This is a genomic window from Marivirga sp., from assembly GCF_051117495.1.
Classification (GTDB): domain Bacteria; phylum Bacteroidota; class Bacteroidia; order Cytophagales; family Cyclobacteriaceae; genus Marivirga.
Genome location: NZ_JBNPEF010000019.1, coordinates 68,187 through 83,413, shown reverse-complemented (window position 1 = coordinate 83,413; position 15,227 = coordinate 68,187). Strand labels below are relative to the sequence as shown.

Below are 15,227 nucleotides of genomic sequence, written 5' to 3'. Positions count from 1 at the left end.
TGTCTGTAATATTTACAATTAGATTGTATCTTATTACCTGGATTGGCTTTATTTTTTACTCAGATTTGAAATGATATTTTAAACTTTTATTTCAGAAATGGTGAGCTGTTTGAATGTGAAAGAATAAAATTACTCCTCAATAATATCCTTGTTTTCCTTGTAATATGCCTTGGCTTCCTCTTTACTTTTATTGATACCAATGCTGCTAACAGCACCACTCAGTAAGGCTTTTGCCCAATAGTTGAAAATGGAACGGCTTTTTATTCTCTCAAAAAAGATATTCCCTTCCTGTAACTTGAACCATCTTGGATTTTTTGAACTAACTACAAAGCTGTTAGCAAATATAGTTTTAAGGTTATTGCCAAAACCTTTGGATTGATAAGTTTCCCTGTCCAAGATATCAATTTTAAGATTATTGTATTGGAACTCCATTAAGCCTTCCGAAAAATCATCATTGCCTTTAAAATTTATTTTTACACCCTCATTATAACCTGATCGGACTTCAATTGCTCCCAAGGGAATTAACATTTCATTTAAATTTTTTAAATCCATTGGGCCAATATTCCCCACAAAATGAAATTCACCATTTTCAGATGGTATAGGGAAATCTACTTTTGTGTTAAAATTGGCTGTTTCATTTAAACTTCCTTTTGCTTTTAAAAGCATTGGTTTATTGTTTTTAAAATGGCGGGTTCTCATGTTAAAAATATAACCACTATCAATATTTAGGGTCATAGTCCCGATACCTGAAGCTTCCTTTGGGACAATATGCACATGTATATCAGAGTTTACAAATACGGAGTCCACGTTAAAGGCAAAATCAGATTGTGCAAGTACTTGTTGTGGCATGGGTACTTTTCGGTCATCGTTGTGAGGAACATTTAAATCACGGAATACTGTAAAATTCCCTTTATCAACTGTGATTTTATCGAGTATAAATTTTTGGCTTATTAGTAAACTATCAACATTCAAATTTTTTAGTTTTAATGTAGCAATGTCTAATTGAAACCAATCATTTTGAGATTTAATATGTTCGCTATATTCAAATCTGTCATATTTTGAACGCATTTTGATATCAACAGCTTCAAAGTTGGATTCTGGATAACGATAAGTATAATCATCTGCAAAAACGGTATAATGCTTTCCGAAATTTTCCCTGTAGTTCTTCCCACTGAATACCAATGATTTTATGTGATGATGAATTTCTTTTGGATTTAAGGTAGAATCTAAGAATAATGTATTAATGGATAAATTGGCTTGACGAACATAAAAATTTCGATTTCTTTCTTGATGAATTATTTTAATGTTGATATCATTTGAATTTAATTTGTTGATTGTTAACCTTTTAAAAGGAAAATTAATTCTATTAGGAAGTTGTGATTGATCCTGCTTCCTGATTTTAATATTAATAGTGGTTTTTTTGCTGCTAAATTCCCGAATATCTATCCAATTATTATTGATGTAATTGGTCAAATTAGCATTTAGCATTTTTATTTCTTCTATTTTCAAATTAGTAGTACTATCTGCCCCATTGAAATTAAACAATTGAATTTCACCCAATTCTTCTACACTACTATAGTTAATATTTTGAATTGAAATAGTGTCTAGCTCAGGAGAGTAATAAGTGAAATTTTTACTACTTAGATCAAAGTCTTCAGCATAAATTAGGTTTTGATTTGGTATTTTTGGGAAGTTTAAATTTTTGATATTCAATATTGCATTTGAGATGAGTAATTTACTTTTTTTATTTTCTTGATTAAGCAAAAGAATATTGGAAGCTGTCAAATTAATTTTTGCATCATTAACAGAAAATTTAAATTCACCATCAATATCATTTTCGGTTTCAAGATATTTTTTTAATTCAGTTGATCCGATATAATTCAGTTGACTTATACTTGTCAACATGCTGTCAGCTTCAAATTTTTTATTTTGAAAAACAGCATCTTTATTAAAGTTAATAAAACTGATTTCTGGTATTTTTATGGATAAAGACAAGCTGTCATTTTTTTTCTGGGGCTTTATCTCAACATCACTAAGCATTAGTTTATTTTGATTTTTGGGTAAATTCAATTTTGTTATTGAGATTTGATGCTTTAGCTTATCATCTTTTAGTATTATTTCATTTGCAAAGATTTGAAACAGCTTTAATTCATTTTGATAATTGACCTCAATGTTAAAATCTGCTATATTCAGATCTCGATATTCATCAATTTGATATTTTAGCTCGCCTTCCTTTAATAGAATATTAATTGGTTTTTCAGGAAATTGCCAATCGTTGTTTTGGGTAGATTTTTGCTTTAAGTCCTTATAGCTGATTTCCAGTTGAGGTTTAAATAGGGTAATACTGTCAATGTTAATTTTTTTCTTATTGAGAATACTATCCAATTGAACGCCCTTAAAGCTCAAATAATCAACTTTTATCTGATCTCTTAAGTTTTCGTATGTAAGATCCAATTTGGTTAAGTCAAGTGAGTGAAGATTGTCCTCAGACTGAAATGTACTGATTTTTAATTGGCCTTTCTCCAAATTATAAACTAATTCCTGCCCATTCATTAAAGTACTATCGGCTATTTTATGCCATGATTTTAGCGTTGAATCAATTTGTAAAAATTGGGATTGAATATTCAGCGATTTCCCTGAAAATATGTTTCCTATATTTAAATTGGAATTAAGTACAGAGAATTTATCTAACTTTATTTCATTAAAATTTCGACCTAGAATTTTATATAATTTTTCAGGTGTAATGATGGATTTTTGAATGCTATCGCTTTTTAAATAGGGAGGTGTAATTGTGATAGTGGCATTTCTTAGTGCCAAATTTTTTAAATCAATTCTGTCATTATCATATATATCCCGATGTGCTATTCCTTCCACTTTCAAAATAGGCAGATTAAGGTTGTATTGAGTTAAAGTGCTGTCATCTAAACTTCTTGATGGTTTAATCTCTAGATTTTGGACCAGCATAGTTGAGTCAATTGTATTGAAGTTTAATTTTTTGAATTTGATATTGTGAAGATTATCGGGCAATAAATAATCATAATCATTTATTTCTACAGTGGCATGTTCAAAATAATGTATGATATTCTGAATGTCTCTTTGGGTAGAATCTAATTCAATATTGAATAAATCAATACTGATGTTGTCAGATAAAAACCTTTGTTGATTATCACCTTTTAAGGTAAGATTAAGGCCACCTTCATTAATTTTGAAATCATTTATTTTTATCAAATCAAAAAGTGCTAAAAGTGAGGCACCTATGCTGTTTTCAGCTTGTTCGGTATTTTGTTTTTTAGATTTTAAAACGGATTGGATTTTTATTTTGGGTTTTGGAATATTGACCTGTTCCACTACCAAAAAGTTATCTTCATAAGCTTTAAGGTAATTTATTCCTTTGAGCTCTAAGGTTGGGATATCAATATCATAAACATTCTGGTTTTGATTTTTAAATACTTCCACAGCATCAACATCATCTCGTGCTTGAATTTTAAAATTATTGAAATTGAGTATGGAATCTTTGGTAGAAAGTTCGAATCCCTCAAAGCTCAATTCATGTATGCTGTCGGGCAATAAAATGGCTTGTTGATCCACCCCAAGGTTAATTGCTTCGGAATAGAATATTTTTTTCCTTTTTTGGTTTTGAGAAACTGTGAAATCCTCCACGGAAAAATCAATGGCTTTTAGTCTGAAATTACTGGGTGAGTGATCGACAGTTCCGCTTCTTACTTTTAAATAGTTTACATGTAGTAAGTCTAAATATTCCGAAATGATTTCATAAAGCTCACCTGTTTCCCGGCCAAATTTCAGGGGCTCCTTTTCAGGATTTACTTTGGTCATAAATAGCTTTGGGTCAATTACTTCAATTCCATCTACTACCAATTCCTTGTTTGTGTAAATTCTGATAACCGACTCTAGCGAAATGTTAACTTCTGCTACTTGTGCTTCATAAATATTTTTGGCATTGATAGAATCCTCTCGATTTTCGGGAGTTGCCTGAAGTTCAAGATTTCTGATGTTAATGGATTTTCTAAGTATATTTAAATCTATTTCCTCAAAAGCTATTCGATAAAGTCCTTTGCTTTCTTTTGAAATGAGTTCTTGTAAATATTCACCCGAAATTCTGTTACCCATTTTCCTTAATTGGTCATTTACAATGAAACCAATAGCAAAAATAAGTATGGCAAAGCCGATAGTGCGGTATAATCTTTTACGTTTTCGGTTCATATAAAATCTAAAAGCTTAAGATAAGCTTTTTGGATGAAATAGTTGGGATTTATAAACTAAAACTAACTGTAATTTTTAATATTTAAGTAGCAGTAATTAAAACCGCAACTATATATTAATATCTAAATTATGGTGAAAGAATTAAACGTGCCTCACATCCAAAATCACATCAGGATACTTTACCAAATTATCTATAAAGTGAAAATACTTTTCAGCTACCTCTTCCTCACTGCTTAGCTGATTTTCCGCTTTCAAGTTTTTGAATTTATCCACTCCACTGAATGATTTTTCGTTCGTACTGCGGATTTGAGTTTGCATTTCGGTGTCCACTACTCCAGGCGCAATGGCTTTAATGATAAATCCTGTTCCATCCATTTCAGCCTCTTTGGCAGCTACTTTTGATGCCATATCCAAAGCAGCTTTGGAAGCACAATAACCTGACCAGCCATCCACTGCATTTTTGCCCGCGCCAGAACTGATATTGATGATGATTTTTTCTCCTTTAAAATCTTTAAAAACTTTCATAAACTGATTCATCAATAGGAGAGGGGCGCTAACATTTAAATCAAATAAATGCGGAATGCTATCATTTTCAATGTTTCCTAAATGTTCAATATCACCCAAGGTTCCGGCATTATTAATGAGGACAATTTTTTCGTAATCTATTGCTTTTGAAAACAATTGAGGAAGCTCTTTTAGTAGATTGGGTATGTTAGCTAAATCATAAGTTAAGGCTATATAATTTTCATGCTCAATGGAATGAGTTCTATTGATTCCCCAAACCTCAGCACCTTCTTTTAAGGCCTTTTCAGCCAATCCTTTTCCAATGCCCTTGCTTGCTCCTGTAATGATGAATAGTGATTTTTTCATATTTTGTGTTAATGCTATTCTTATATAATCGAATGAGAAGATTTTAAGTTTTGTTTTTTAAGACACAAAAAAGCCCGAAATTCCAATGTGAATCTCGGGCTTTATATGTCAATAATATTTAGATTAAAGTATATACTGACTCAAATCTTTATCCTTAACCAGTCCATCTAATTTTTCGCCTACCATTTGTTTGGTGACGATTACTTTGGCATTAGGGCCAATTTTATCTGGAATATCGAATAACATTTCATTCAATAACTTACTCATCACCGTCTGTAATCTTCTGGCACCGATATTCTCAACCTCAGAATTTACTTGATAAGCTATTTCAGCCAATTCTTCTAATGCTTCATCATCAAATTGTAATTCTACCTCTTCTGCCTTTACTAAAGCTGTATATTGCTTGGTAAGGGCATTTTTTGGTTCTTTCAAAATTCTTAAGAAATCACCTTTAGTCAAGCTGTCCAATTCTACTCTAATCGGGAATCTACCTTGCAATTCTGGAATTAAGTCAGATGGTTTGCTAACATGAAATGCTCCAGCTGCCACAAACAAAATATGGTCGGTGTGAATTATTCCATATTTAGTGTTCACTGCACTTCCTTCCACTATGGGTAAAAGATCTCTTTGGACACCTTCTCGGCTCACATCTCCACCGCTTGAATTCCCACTTCCTTTGGCAATTTTATCAATTTCATCTATGAAAATCATACCAGTGTTTTCCGCCTTTTTGATGGCTTCTTCCTTCACTTCATCCATATCGATCAGCTTAGAAACCTCTTCATCAATCAAAATTTTCCTGGCTTCTTCAATGGTGACTTTCCGCTTCTTATTTTTCTTTGGCATCATGTTGCTGAGCATGTCCTGAAGATTAATCATAGATGCTTCATCCATCATTCCTCCACCTATCATGCCCATGCCATTGTTGGCAGGGGTTTTTACATTGATGTCAATTTTACGGTCTTCCAATTCCCCATTTCGCAATTTTTCTCTGAATCGCTCTCGGGTTTTTTGGTTTAACTCATAATCATTCTCAGGAACTTGATTATCAGCCGTTGTATTAACAGGTCTCTGGTTTGTTGATTTCATGGGTGGAATCAAAGCATCCAAAATGATGTCTTCCACTGCCTGTGAAGCTTTTTCCTTTACTTCTTCTTTTTTGGCAGCCTTCACTAAATTTACGGATTGCTCTACCAAATCACGTACCATGCTTTCCACATCTCGTCCTACATATCCCACTTCCGTAAATTTGGAGGCTTCCACTTTCGTAAATGGAGCATCCGCTATTTTGGCCAATCTTCTGGCAATTTCGGTTTTACCAACCCCAGTTGCTCCAATCATTAAAATATTATTGGGAACAATTTCTCCTTGTATTTCCATAGGAGTATTCATCCGTCTCCAGCGGTTACGCAAGGCAATAGCTACATTTCGCTTAGCGTCATTTTGTCCAATAATATATTTATCAAGTTCCGCAACGATTTCTTTCGGTGTCAAAAATAAATTCTTGTTCATGATTTCTTTTTTACAATTTCTTTCAAATTACTTCCTAGCGTTATAAAATGGGCTAAACCACCCGCTTGGTAAATGGCATTTGAATAAGCCATATTAAATTTTTTGGTTTGAAAATAGACTCCAAATGTAAAACCACCTGCTCCGCCTACTTGTTCAGCTCTTAATGATTGTCTTATTAAATGATTATAACCAGCTCTAAGATTCACATTCTTTCCTAAAACAACCTCTGTTCCAATGGTTACATGCTGAAATATTTTATCAAAAGTAGAAGGTGGATTATTGTTCACGTCCGTAAATACCACATTATCATCATCACTCAAAAGACTTTCATCAAAATAGCTTAAATCATATTGATAAAGCCGGTTCAATGTTAGTGAGAAACGGAATGGCATGAATTCAGGTTTATAGGTTCCGCCTAATTGTACATCAAAAGGTAAATTTCTACCTTCATCTACAAATTTTGAGGTAAAAAAACCTAAATTTTTAATGACCAATCCCAAACTTAGCTCTTCTTCAGGATGTACGAATGCTCCTCCCAAATCTGTTAAGACTGCGGATTGATTGAATCCACTTATTTGATTGGCTACAAATTTTAAACTAGCCCCATATCGAAAAATCCCATCTTCTCTTGAATGACTCACTTGAATGGCATAATCTGAAGCACTAAAATCTTCAGTCCTGCTACCAGTATTATCAAAACCTTCAAACTGCCCATAATGAAAATAGCTAACACCAAAACTAAAAATCCCTAGATTTTCGAATTCTTGTGCATAGGTAATTTGGCTATTATAAATATCAGCAAAATAGGGATTCAAGCTAAATGATAGCTGTCCGTTCATTTCTGAATTCAACAATGCAGGGTTTTGCCAAATCATATTGAGATCCCCTGCATTTGAGCTTACATTGACTGTCCCCAATCCAGCTACTCTTGCATGATTGGGGGTTTCCAAAAATTCGAAGGCACGCAATCCTCCTATCTGACCAAATGAAATGGAGATGGTCAGACTTAAAATGACAAGGCTTGCTATGACCTTCTGCCTAATCATAAGGTGCTAGCCTGAACCGTCTTTTTATTGTCTTCTTCTGGGATCACAAAATCAATTGGATTTTTGATTTTTTCTTTCAATAAAGCAATTTCCAAGACCTCATTTACTTGATCTACAAAATGAATATTCAAGCCTTTGATATAGCGAGAATCTATTTCATCTATGTCCTTTTTATTACGCTGACATAAAATAACATCTTTAATTCCAGCTCTTCTGGCGGCTAATATTTTTTCTTTCAAACCTCCAATTGGCAATACTTTACCTCTTAAGGTAATTTCACCTGTCATGGCCAATCTTGATTTAACCTTTCTTTGGGTAAAGATGGATGCCAAAGAGGTAATCATCGCAATACCAGCAGATGGGCCATCTTTTGGTACTGCCCCAGCTGGAACATGTATATGAAGATCGTAGTGATCAAATATTTTATGATGTATCCCCAATTCATCAGCATGAGAACGCAAATAGGAGAGGGCTGTCATGGCTGATTCTTTCATCACATCTCCCAATTGCCCAGACAGAGTTAATTTACCTTTACCTCTGCTCAAGCTTGATTCAATAAATAATATTTCACCACCCACTGACGTCCAAGCTAAGCCTGTTACCAATCCTGCAGTTTCATTGTCTTGGTAGATCTCTTTCTCGAATGATTCTGCACCTAAAATTCTTAAAACATCTTGAGGCTCAATTTTGCTATTGAATTCCTCTTCCATCGCAATGGATTTGGCAATATTTCTCACTACTTTTCCAATCGTTCTTTCCAAACCCCTAACACCAGATTCGCGAGTGTAGTCTTCAATAATTTTAGCAATAGCCTTTCTACTGAAAGTAACATCTTTGGCTTTTAATCCATGTTCTTTTTTCTGCTTAGGAATTAGATGTTTCTTAGCAATTTCTACCTTTTCTTCTAAAGTGTAGCCTGTGACCTCAATGATTTCCATTCTATCCCTCAAGGCCGGGTGAATGGTATCCAATGAGTTGGCAGTTGCAATAAATAATACGTTTGATAAATCATATTCCACTTCCAGGTAATTGTCTTGGAAAGTTTCATTTTGCTCAGGATCTAAAACCTCAAGCAGAGCGGATGATGGATCGCCCCTGAAATCAGAATTTACCTTATCAATTTCGTCCAATATGTAAACAGGATTAGACTTCCCTGCTTTTTTCATGTTTTGAACGATTTTGCCTGGCATGGCGCCCACATAGGTTTTTCTATGACCACGAATTTCTGCTTCATCGTGCACGCCACCTAATGACATGCGAACATATTTTCTGCCCAGTGCATCAGAAATGGATTTACCTAATGAGGTTTTACCCACTCCAGGAGGTCCGTATAGACACAAGATTGGAGCTTTCATATCCTGCTTTAATTTCAATACAGCAAGATATTCTATAATTCTTTCTTTAACTTTCTCAAGACCATAATGATCACGATCTAATATTTTCTTAGCTCTTTTTAAGTCAAAATTATCCTTGGTCATTTCGCCCCAAGGCAATTCCAATAACAATTCCACATAATTCATCGCCACAGGGTATTCTGCTGCTTGTGGATTGATGCGGGAAAGCTTATCTATTTCTTTATCAAAATGCTTTTGAACAGTTTCTGACCATTTTTTTTCTTGAGCTTTCATTCTCAAGTTATCCAATTCTTGGTCTGGGCTGTCTTGTCCTAATTCGTCTTGTAAAACTCTGATTTGCTGTCGAAGAAAATAGTCCCTTTGTTGCTGGTCTATATCGGTATGAACCTTTTTATGGATTTCATTTTTCAATTCCAGCATCTGGATATCTTTTAACATGAATTCCAAAAGCAATGTAGCACGTTCTTTAGCATTGGTTTTCTCCAATAGCTTTTGTTTTTCTGCTACATCAGAATTGATATTGGATGATAGAAAATGGGTTAAGAAATTAGGGTTTTCTATGTTATCCAAGGCCACCTGTGCTTCTTGAGGAATTTCAGGGTTAAGTTTTAATATTTTGCTAGCGGCATCTTTCAAAGACTGAATTACAGCTTTATTGGATTTTTGCTTAGGGTCTAATTCCTCATCATCCAGTTCTTGGTAAGTAGAAACTAAAAATGGATCTTCCTGAACAACTTCCTTTACTTCAAATTTCTGTTTTCCTTGAATAATGATAGTGGTATTACCATCAGGCAAAACAATCATTTTAAGAATTCTGGCAACAGTACCAATACTGTAGATGTCATCTTTTCCAGGATCTTCAACCTTACTGTTTGATTGTGCAACTACCCCAATTATTCTATCGCCTTTATAAGCTTTTTTAACTAGTTTAATTGATTTTTGACGGCCTACGGTGATGGGAATGACAACTCCTGGGAAAAGAACAGTATTACGAATAGGTAAAATTGGAAGTTGATCAGGTAATTCATCTTCACGCATACTATTTTCCTCATCTGTTGAGATGAGTTGAATTAATTCACCAGTCTCGTCATCATTAATATCTGAAAATACTTGTTGATGCTTAATTATTGAATCCATATATATATTTAATATTTCAGCCAATATGGCATTTGAAATCTCTTATTTGTCCTAATTATTAGGATGCTTGCCTATTTCAATTGTTATGCCAATAAAATAATTGGTAATTTTAGAATTATTTTAAATGTAATTCCGACATTTTTCGGATATTATAACTTAATATACTGACATATTTACCGTAAAACTATCAAATTGTCTTGAAGCACACATTTATATATTGCTTTTTCCTAAGCTTACTATTTATTTCAGTCGATCTAATAGGTCAATTCAATCCTCAAGTTGAATTATCGAGAAAAGAAGCTGAAGAACTATTTCCGTTTTATTTCCCAAATGTAAATCAAATTAATTTTTATCAGGATGAAAATGCCATGAATAAAATTAATAGGGCACAGGAGAATAAAAATTGGGAAAAATTTAAAGATTTATTAGAAGATTATGTTAAGAAATTTGCCACAGAAAATTTCTATAAAGACACGCGTTTGATTTGGCAGTTGGCGAAAATGGAGGAACTCTATGGGGATTTTGAAACGGCTAAGAGTCTCTACAGACTGGCATTAAAACATCATCAAAGTAGAATTGATCTTAAGCAAATGGAGATTTTCATGGATTCTGTACAACTTGAGCAGACAGATGATTACGTACCTATTGATTATTATTATGAATTGGTAGATTTTAGACAGTCCATAGATACACTTGTTCCTCCCCGTGGTATTTTACTTAGCATGGGAAAGCAAATCAATTCAAACATGGAAGATTATGCCCCTGCTTTGACCTTGGATAATAAAACAATGATTTTCACTTCTAAGAGAAGTCTGAGCGGTAGTTTATTATCAAGCAATTCCAATGAGGATTTATATATAGCAAAACAGGAGGATGGCATGTGGCAAGATGCCGTTCAATTAAGAGATATAAATAGTAGATATAACGAGGGTTCAGCTACTTTAAATGCCGATGGTAATCAAATCATCTTTGCCCGATGTGGCTCTCCGGATGGGTTTGGGAATTGTGATTTATATGAAACTCATCTTCAAGAGGATAGTACCTGGAGCAAGGCGGTTAATTTAGGAGCAAACTTAAATTCCAAAGCCTGGGATTCCCACCCTTCTCTATCGGTAACTGGTGATTCATTGTTTTTTGCGTCAGATAGAATTGGCGGTTTTGGATTATCGGATATTTACTTTTCAGTTAAGGATGCTGATGGTAATTGGACAAGAGCCAGAAACCTTGGTCCTGTTGTCAATACAAGAGGTAATGAAGTAAGTCCATTTATTCATCCTCGTTATAAAATTCTTTATTTTAGTTCCAACGGGCATTTATTGAATTTTGGTGGTTTTGATATTTATAAGGCCAATGCTAAATCTTTTTTATGGGATGAACCTCAAAATATTGGCCCATTAATCAATACAGAAGGGGATGAATATTATTTTACCATTGATTCCGAATCAGAAGATTTGTTTTATGCTGGTTCTTCTTCAATGAGAAGCAGCAATCTCGATTTATTCTCCTTTCCGTTGCCTATGGAAGCCCAACCGGGTGCTAATACCAAAGTGTCTGGTGTTGTGACGGATACGGTTAAGGGTGAACCCTTTAGGGGGATTGTATCTATTGTAGATATAGAAAATGGTATTGAAATAGCGCCTAAATTCACAAGAGAGGATGGGAGTTTTGAGTTTAATCTGATCAATAATGCGAATTATGTAATGGTGGTGCAGTCAGATAAACTTTTCAGAATAGAAGAAATGTTTTTCCTGTCAGGCGATACGGTGATGAACAAAAATATCGATCCTATATCTAGTAAGATTAGATTTAAATCCATTGAATTTGAAGAAAATTCGGCTAAATTAAGACCAGACATGTATAGTGATTTGGATAAAGTCGTAGATTTTTTGCTCGATTATCCTGAATTTAAACTTAAGATTTCCGGCCATACGGATTCTTCTGGTGATGAGTTAAGAAATAAATCCCTATCACAAGAAAGGGCAGATGCCATACGAGATTACATTATTATACTTCATCCAATTGAAGAAGAAAGAGTAGTGGCAGAAGGTTATGGAAACAGTCAGCCAGTAGTTGAAGATGAAAAAACTGATGACGACCGAAGATTAAATAGGAGGGTAGAGTTTGAAATCTACCGTCCTAAATCGGAATAATTATTTCAATTCCAATAAAACCACGTTTTCCACGTGATGAGTTTGAGGGAACATATCTACAGGTTGAACAGCAGTTACCTTATATTTTTCATCTAATAAAGCTAAATCCCTTGCCTGAGTTGCCGGATTACAGCTAACATAGACTATTTTTTTAGCACCAATATTCAGTAGTGTACTGATCACATCAGGATGCATTCCAGCTCTTGGAGGATCAGTTATGATAACATCAGCTTTTCCGTGTTGTGCTAAAAACTCATCATTGAAAACATCTTTCATATCGCCAGCAAAAAATGCAGTGTTTTCAATTTTGTTGAGTTGGGCATTGACTTTAGCATCTTCTATGGCTTCAGGTACATATTCCACACCAATTACTTTTTTGGCACTTTTGGCAATGAAGTTTGCTATTGTCCCAGTACCAGTATATAGATCATAAACAATTTCATCACCTTCTAAATCAGCGAAATTTCTTGCTACTTTATATAATTCGTAAGCTTGTTCTGAATTGGTTTGGTAAAAGGATTTAGGGCCGATTTTAAATTGCAGACCTTCCATTTCCTCAATGATATGGTCTTTTCCATGAAAAACTTTCACATCCAAATCATGAAAAGTTTCATTACCTTTTTGATTGAGAATATATAGTAGTGATGTAATTTCAGGGAAGGTCTCTTTGATATGATTCAACATCATATTAAGCCACTCTTCATTTTCTTCCGCAACTTGCAAAATAACCATGGTTTGGCCAGTTGAAGAGGTACGGATGATCAAGTTTCTTAAAAAACCAACTTGCTTAATTAAATTGAAATAGGTAATGTTATGATCTTTTGCAAATCTATCAACCGAATTTCGGATCGCATTGGAAGGATCAGCCTGTAAATAGCATTTTTCTATTTGCACGATCTTATCAAATCTTTTTGGGATATGAAAACCCAATGCATCTGATTCAAATTCTTTTCCGGATTCAATTTCTTCAGTTGTTAACCATCTATTGTTAGAGAATGTGTACTCCATTTTGTTCCGATAGAAAGTAGTATTCTGAGAACCCAGAATAGGCTGGATTTCGGGGAGCTCAACTTTTGCAATTCTTTCCAGAGCGTCTTTTACTTGTTCACTTTTGAAGCCTAACTGGTCTTCATAGCTTAAATGTTGCCATTTACAACCACCACAAACTCCGTAATGACTGCAAAAGGGTTCTATCCTCATCTCTGATTTTTTATGAAATTTGATAGCGCTCCCTTCTAAAAAGCTCTTCTTCTTTTTATGAACTCTGACGTCAATAACATCTCCGGGGGCAGTATTGGCTACAAACACTACTTTATCATTGTAGTAGCCTATTGATTTACCCTCAGAGGCAATCTTTTCAATTGTTAATTCTTTTATAATTGGATGCGGTTTTCTTCCCATAGCCTGCAAAATTAGGCTAATAATTTTGAAGGGGAAAGCTTGGATAGAGAATTAATGATAGATGCTTATTTCAGACGTTAAAAATGTTGGATTTATTTTATTATGGTTAGAACCGTCTAATCACTAACTAAAAAAACGGCAGGTCTATTTATCGGTCAGATGGTTCTAACCGCCAGACCGAGGGAAAGTTTATGCTTACATTGCGTGATACCGTTGATAGATTTTTTGGGATGCATAGGTGGATAAATGCATAGGGAAATCAAAGTTTCTTAATCTGAGAAGTTTTAATATAAGCTTCTTTTTCTTCGAAAATTACTTTACTCCAAACATCCACTTGTTTTTTGACTTGAATTTTTGCCGGGACATCTATTTTGCGCACTAAGTTAGCCCCTGCTGAGGGCCCCTCATGAAGAAAGCTAGGATTAGTAGTGATAATGGCTTCTGACCTTCCTTCGTAATTATTTAAGAATGCTACAATCAAAATTGGAATGAGAGCAACTGTAAAATAATATCTTTTTTTCGCAGTTGATTTTTGATTTTTAATCATCATGCCTAAACCCAAAAACAAAATGATCGAAAAGAATAGCTTAAAATATATTTTCCATTCTTTATAAAATAAATCAGCTTTATAGCCAATGCCATAATCAAACCCTAAAGCATTCTTTTTTTCAGTACTTTCCCTAAGGTAATCCAATGCTTTTTCATCTTTGGTTTGTTGATAATAATTTTCCAAATAATAAATCGAAGCGCCTATATTATTCATGCCTTCTTCAATTCTTGCCAATTTTAAAAGCATTGCAGGGCTCGATTTTCCCTCTTTATAGATTTTATTATAAATTTTTATTGCGGTGATGTATTGTTTTTTTTCATAGAGAGAATCAGCCTTAACTAATTCCTTTTCAAGGGACTGCGCTGAAATCAAATAAGTATTTGTTACGGAAAGAATAAGAAAACAAATTAGAATTTTAAACTTTAGCATTTGCATTTTATTATTTAGTACTTACCTTTGCAACGCAATTAAGGAAAACGACTCCTTAAAAGCAATTAAAACACTCACTACTCATCAAAATTGGGTTGCTTAATTAAACGGATTAGCAAGAGTAAAATTTTAATTGAAATGACTCGCTAGCTTGGCTGGTAGAGTTTCCCGACTAAGCGAGTCGGGAGGGTCTTGGGTTCCGAACCCAAGGTTTACATAAATTACTAATCAAAACATGACTCGCTAGCTCAGCTGGTAGAGCACATCCCTTTTAAGGATGGGGTCTTGGGTTCGAACCCCAAGCGGGTCACATTTTTTTAAAATTGTGAAAACAATTTTGAACAACAAATTCTTTTTAAAGCTCTGGTTAATTGAACTAGGGCATTTTTTTTCTTTAAAAATTGACTCTCTAGCTCAGCTGGTAGAGTATCCCGACTAAGCGAGTCGGGAGGGTCTTGGGTTCCGAACCCAAGGTTTACATAAATTACTAATCAAAACATGACTCGCTAGCTCAGCTGGTAGAGCACATCCCTTTTAAGGATGGGGTCTTGGGTTC

8 protein-coding genes and 2 tRNA genes (1 of these 10 only partly in view) are annotated in these 15,227 nt (G+C 34.2%); 3 read left to right on the top strand and 7 right to left on the bottom strand.

Going from position 1 to position 15,227, the window contains the following annotated elements:
* Positions 1-129 precede the first annotated feature (129 nt).
* The 5 genes from ACFE0M_RS10725 to lon all read right to left on the bottom strand — a co-directional run bounded on the left by ACFE0M_RS10725 (position 130) and on the right by lon (position 10,141).
* Positions 130-4,221, bottom strand: coding sequence for a hypothetical protein (locus tag ACFE0M_RS10725; RefSeq protein ID WP_434545759.1), 4,092 nt, complete (start codon positions 4,219-4,221; stop codon positions 130-132).
* A gap of 141 nt (positions 4,222-4,362) precedes the next feature.
* Positions 4,363-5,091 carry an SDR family NAD(P)-dependent oxidoreductase gene (locus tag ACFE0M_RS10720; protein WP_434545758.1) on the bottom strand — a complete coding sequence of 243 codons (729 nt, stop codon included), beginning with the start codon at positions 5,089-5,091 and terminating at the stop codon, positions 4,363-4,365.
* 123 nt (positions 5,092-5,214) lie between these two features.
* Positions 5,215-6,603, bottom strand: a complete 1,389-nt coding sequence (hslU, locus tag ACFE0M_RS10715) for an ATP-dependent protease ATPase subunit HslU (protein ID WP_434545757.1) — start codon at positions 6,601-6,603, stop codon at positions 5,215-5,217.
* Entirely contained in the window at positions 6,600-7,649 is a 1,050-nt protein-coding gene (gene porQ, locus ACFE0M_RS10710; RefSeq protein WP_434545756.1) for a type IX secretion system protein PorQ, read from the bottom strand. Before porQ ends, hslU begins: the two co-directional genes overlap by 4 nt.
* Positions 7,646-10,141 (bottom strand): endopeptidase La, encoded by a 2,496-nt coding sequence (lon, locus tag ACFE0M_RS10705; RefSeq protein WP_434545755.1) that lies wholly within the window; start codon positions 10,139-10,141, stop codon positions 7,646-7,648. The genes porQ and lon overlap by 4 nt, the downstream gene beginning before the upstream one ends.
* 197 nt (positions 10,142-10,338) lie before the next feature.
* Between lon and ACFE0M_RS10700 the strand changes: the two genes are divergently transcribed.
* Positions 10,339-12,291, top strand: coding sequence for an OmpA family protein (locus tag ACFE0M_RS10700; RefSeq protein WP_434545754.1), 1,953 nt, complete (start codon positions 10,339-10,341; stop codon positions 12,289-12,291).
* On the opposite strand, the gene rlmD is transcribed toward ACFE0M_RS10700, so the two are convergent.
* Positions 12,292-13,692 (bottom strand): 23S rRNA (uracil(1939)-C(5))-methyltransferase RlmD, encoded by a 1,401-nt coding sequence (gene rlmD, locus ACFE0M_RS10695; protein ID WP_434545753.1) that lies wholly within the window; start codon positions 13,690-13,692, stop codon positions 12,292-12,294.
* 259 nt (positions 13,693-13,951) lie between these two features.
* A complete protein-coding gene (locus tag ACFE0M_RS10690; protein ID WP_434545752.1) occupies positions 13,952-14,671 on the bottom strand; it encodes a hypothetical protein in 720 nt (239 codons plus the stop codon).
* 237 nt (positions 14,672-14,908) lie between these two features.
* Here ACFE0M_RS10690 and ACFE0M_RS10685 point away from each other — a divergent pair.
* Positions 14,909-14,981: transfer RNA gene (locus ACFE0M_RS10685), tRNA-Lys, on the top strand.
* A gap of 190 nt (positions 14,982-15,171) precedes the next feature.
* Positions 15,172-15,227, top strand: a tRNA-Lys gene (locus ACFE0M_RS10680); it runs 117 nt beyond the window's last position.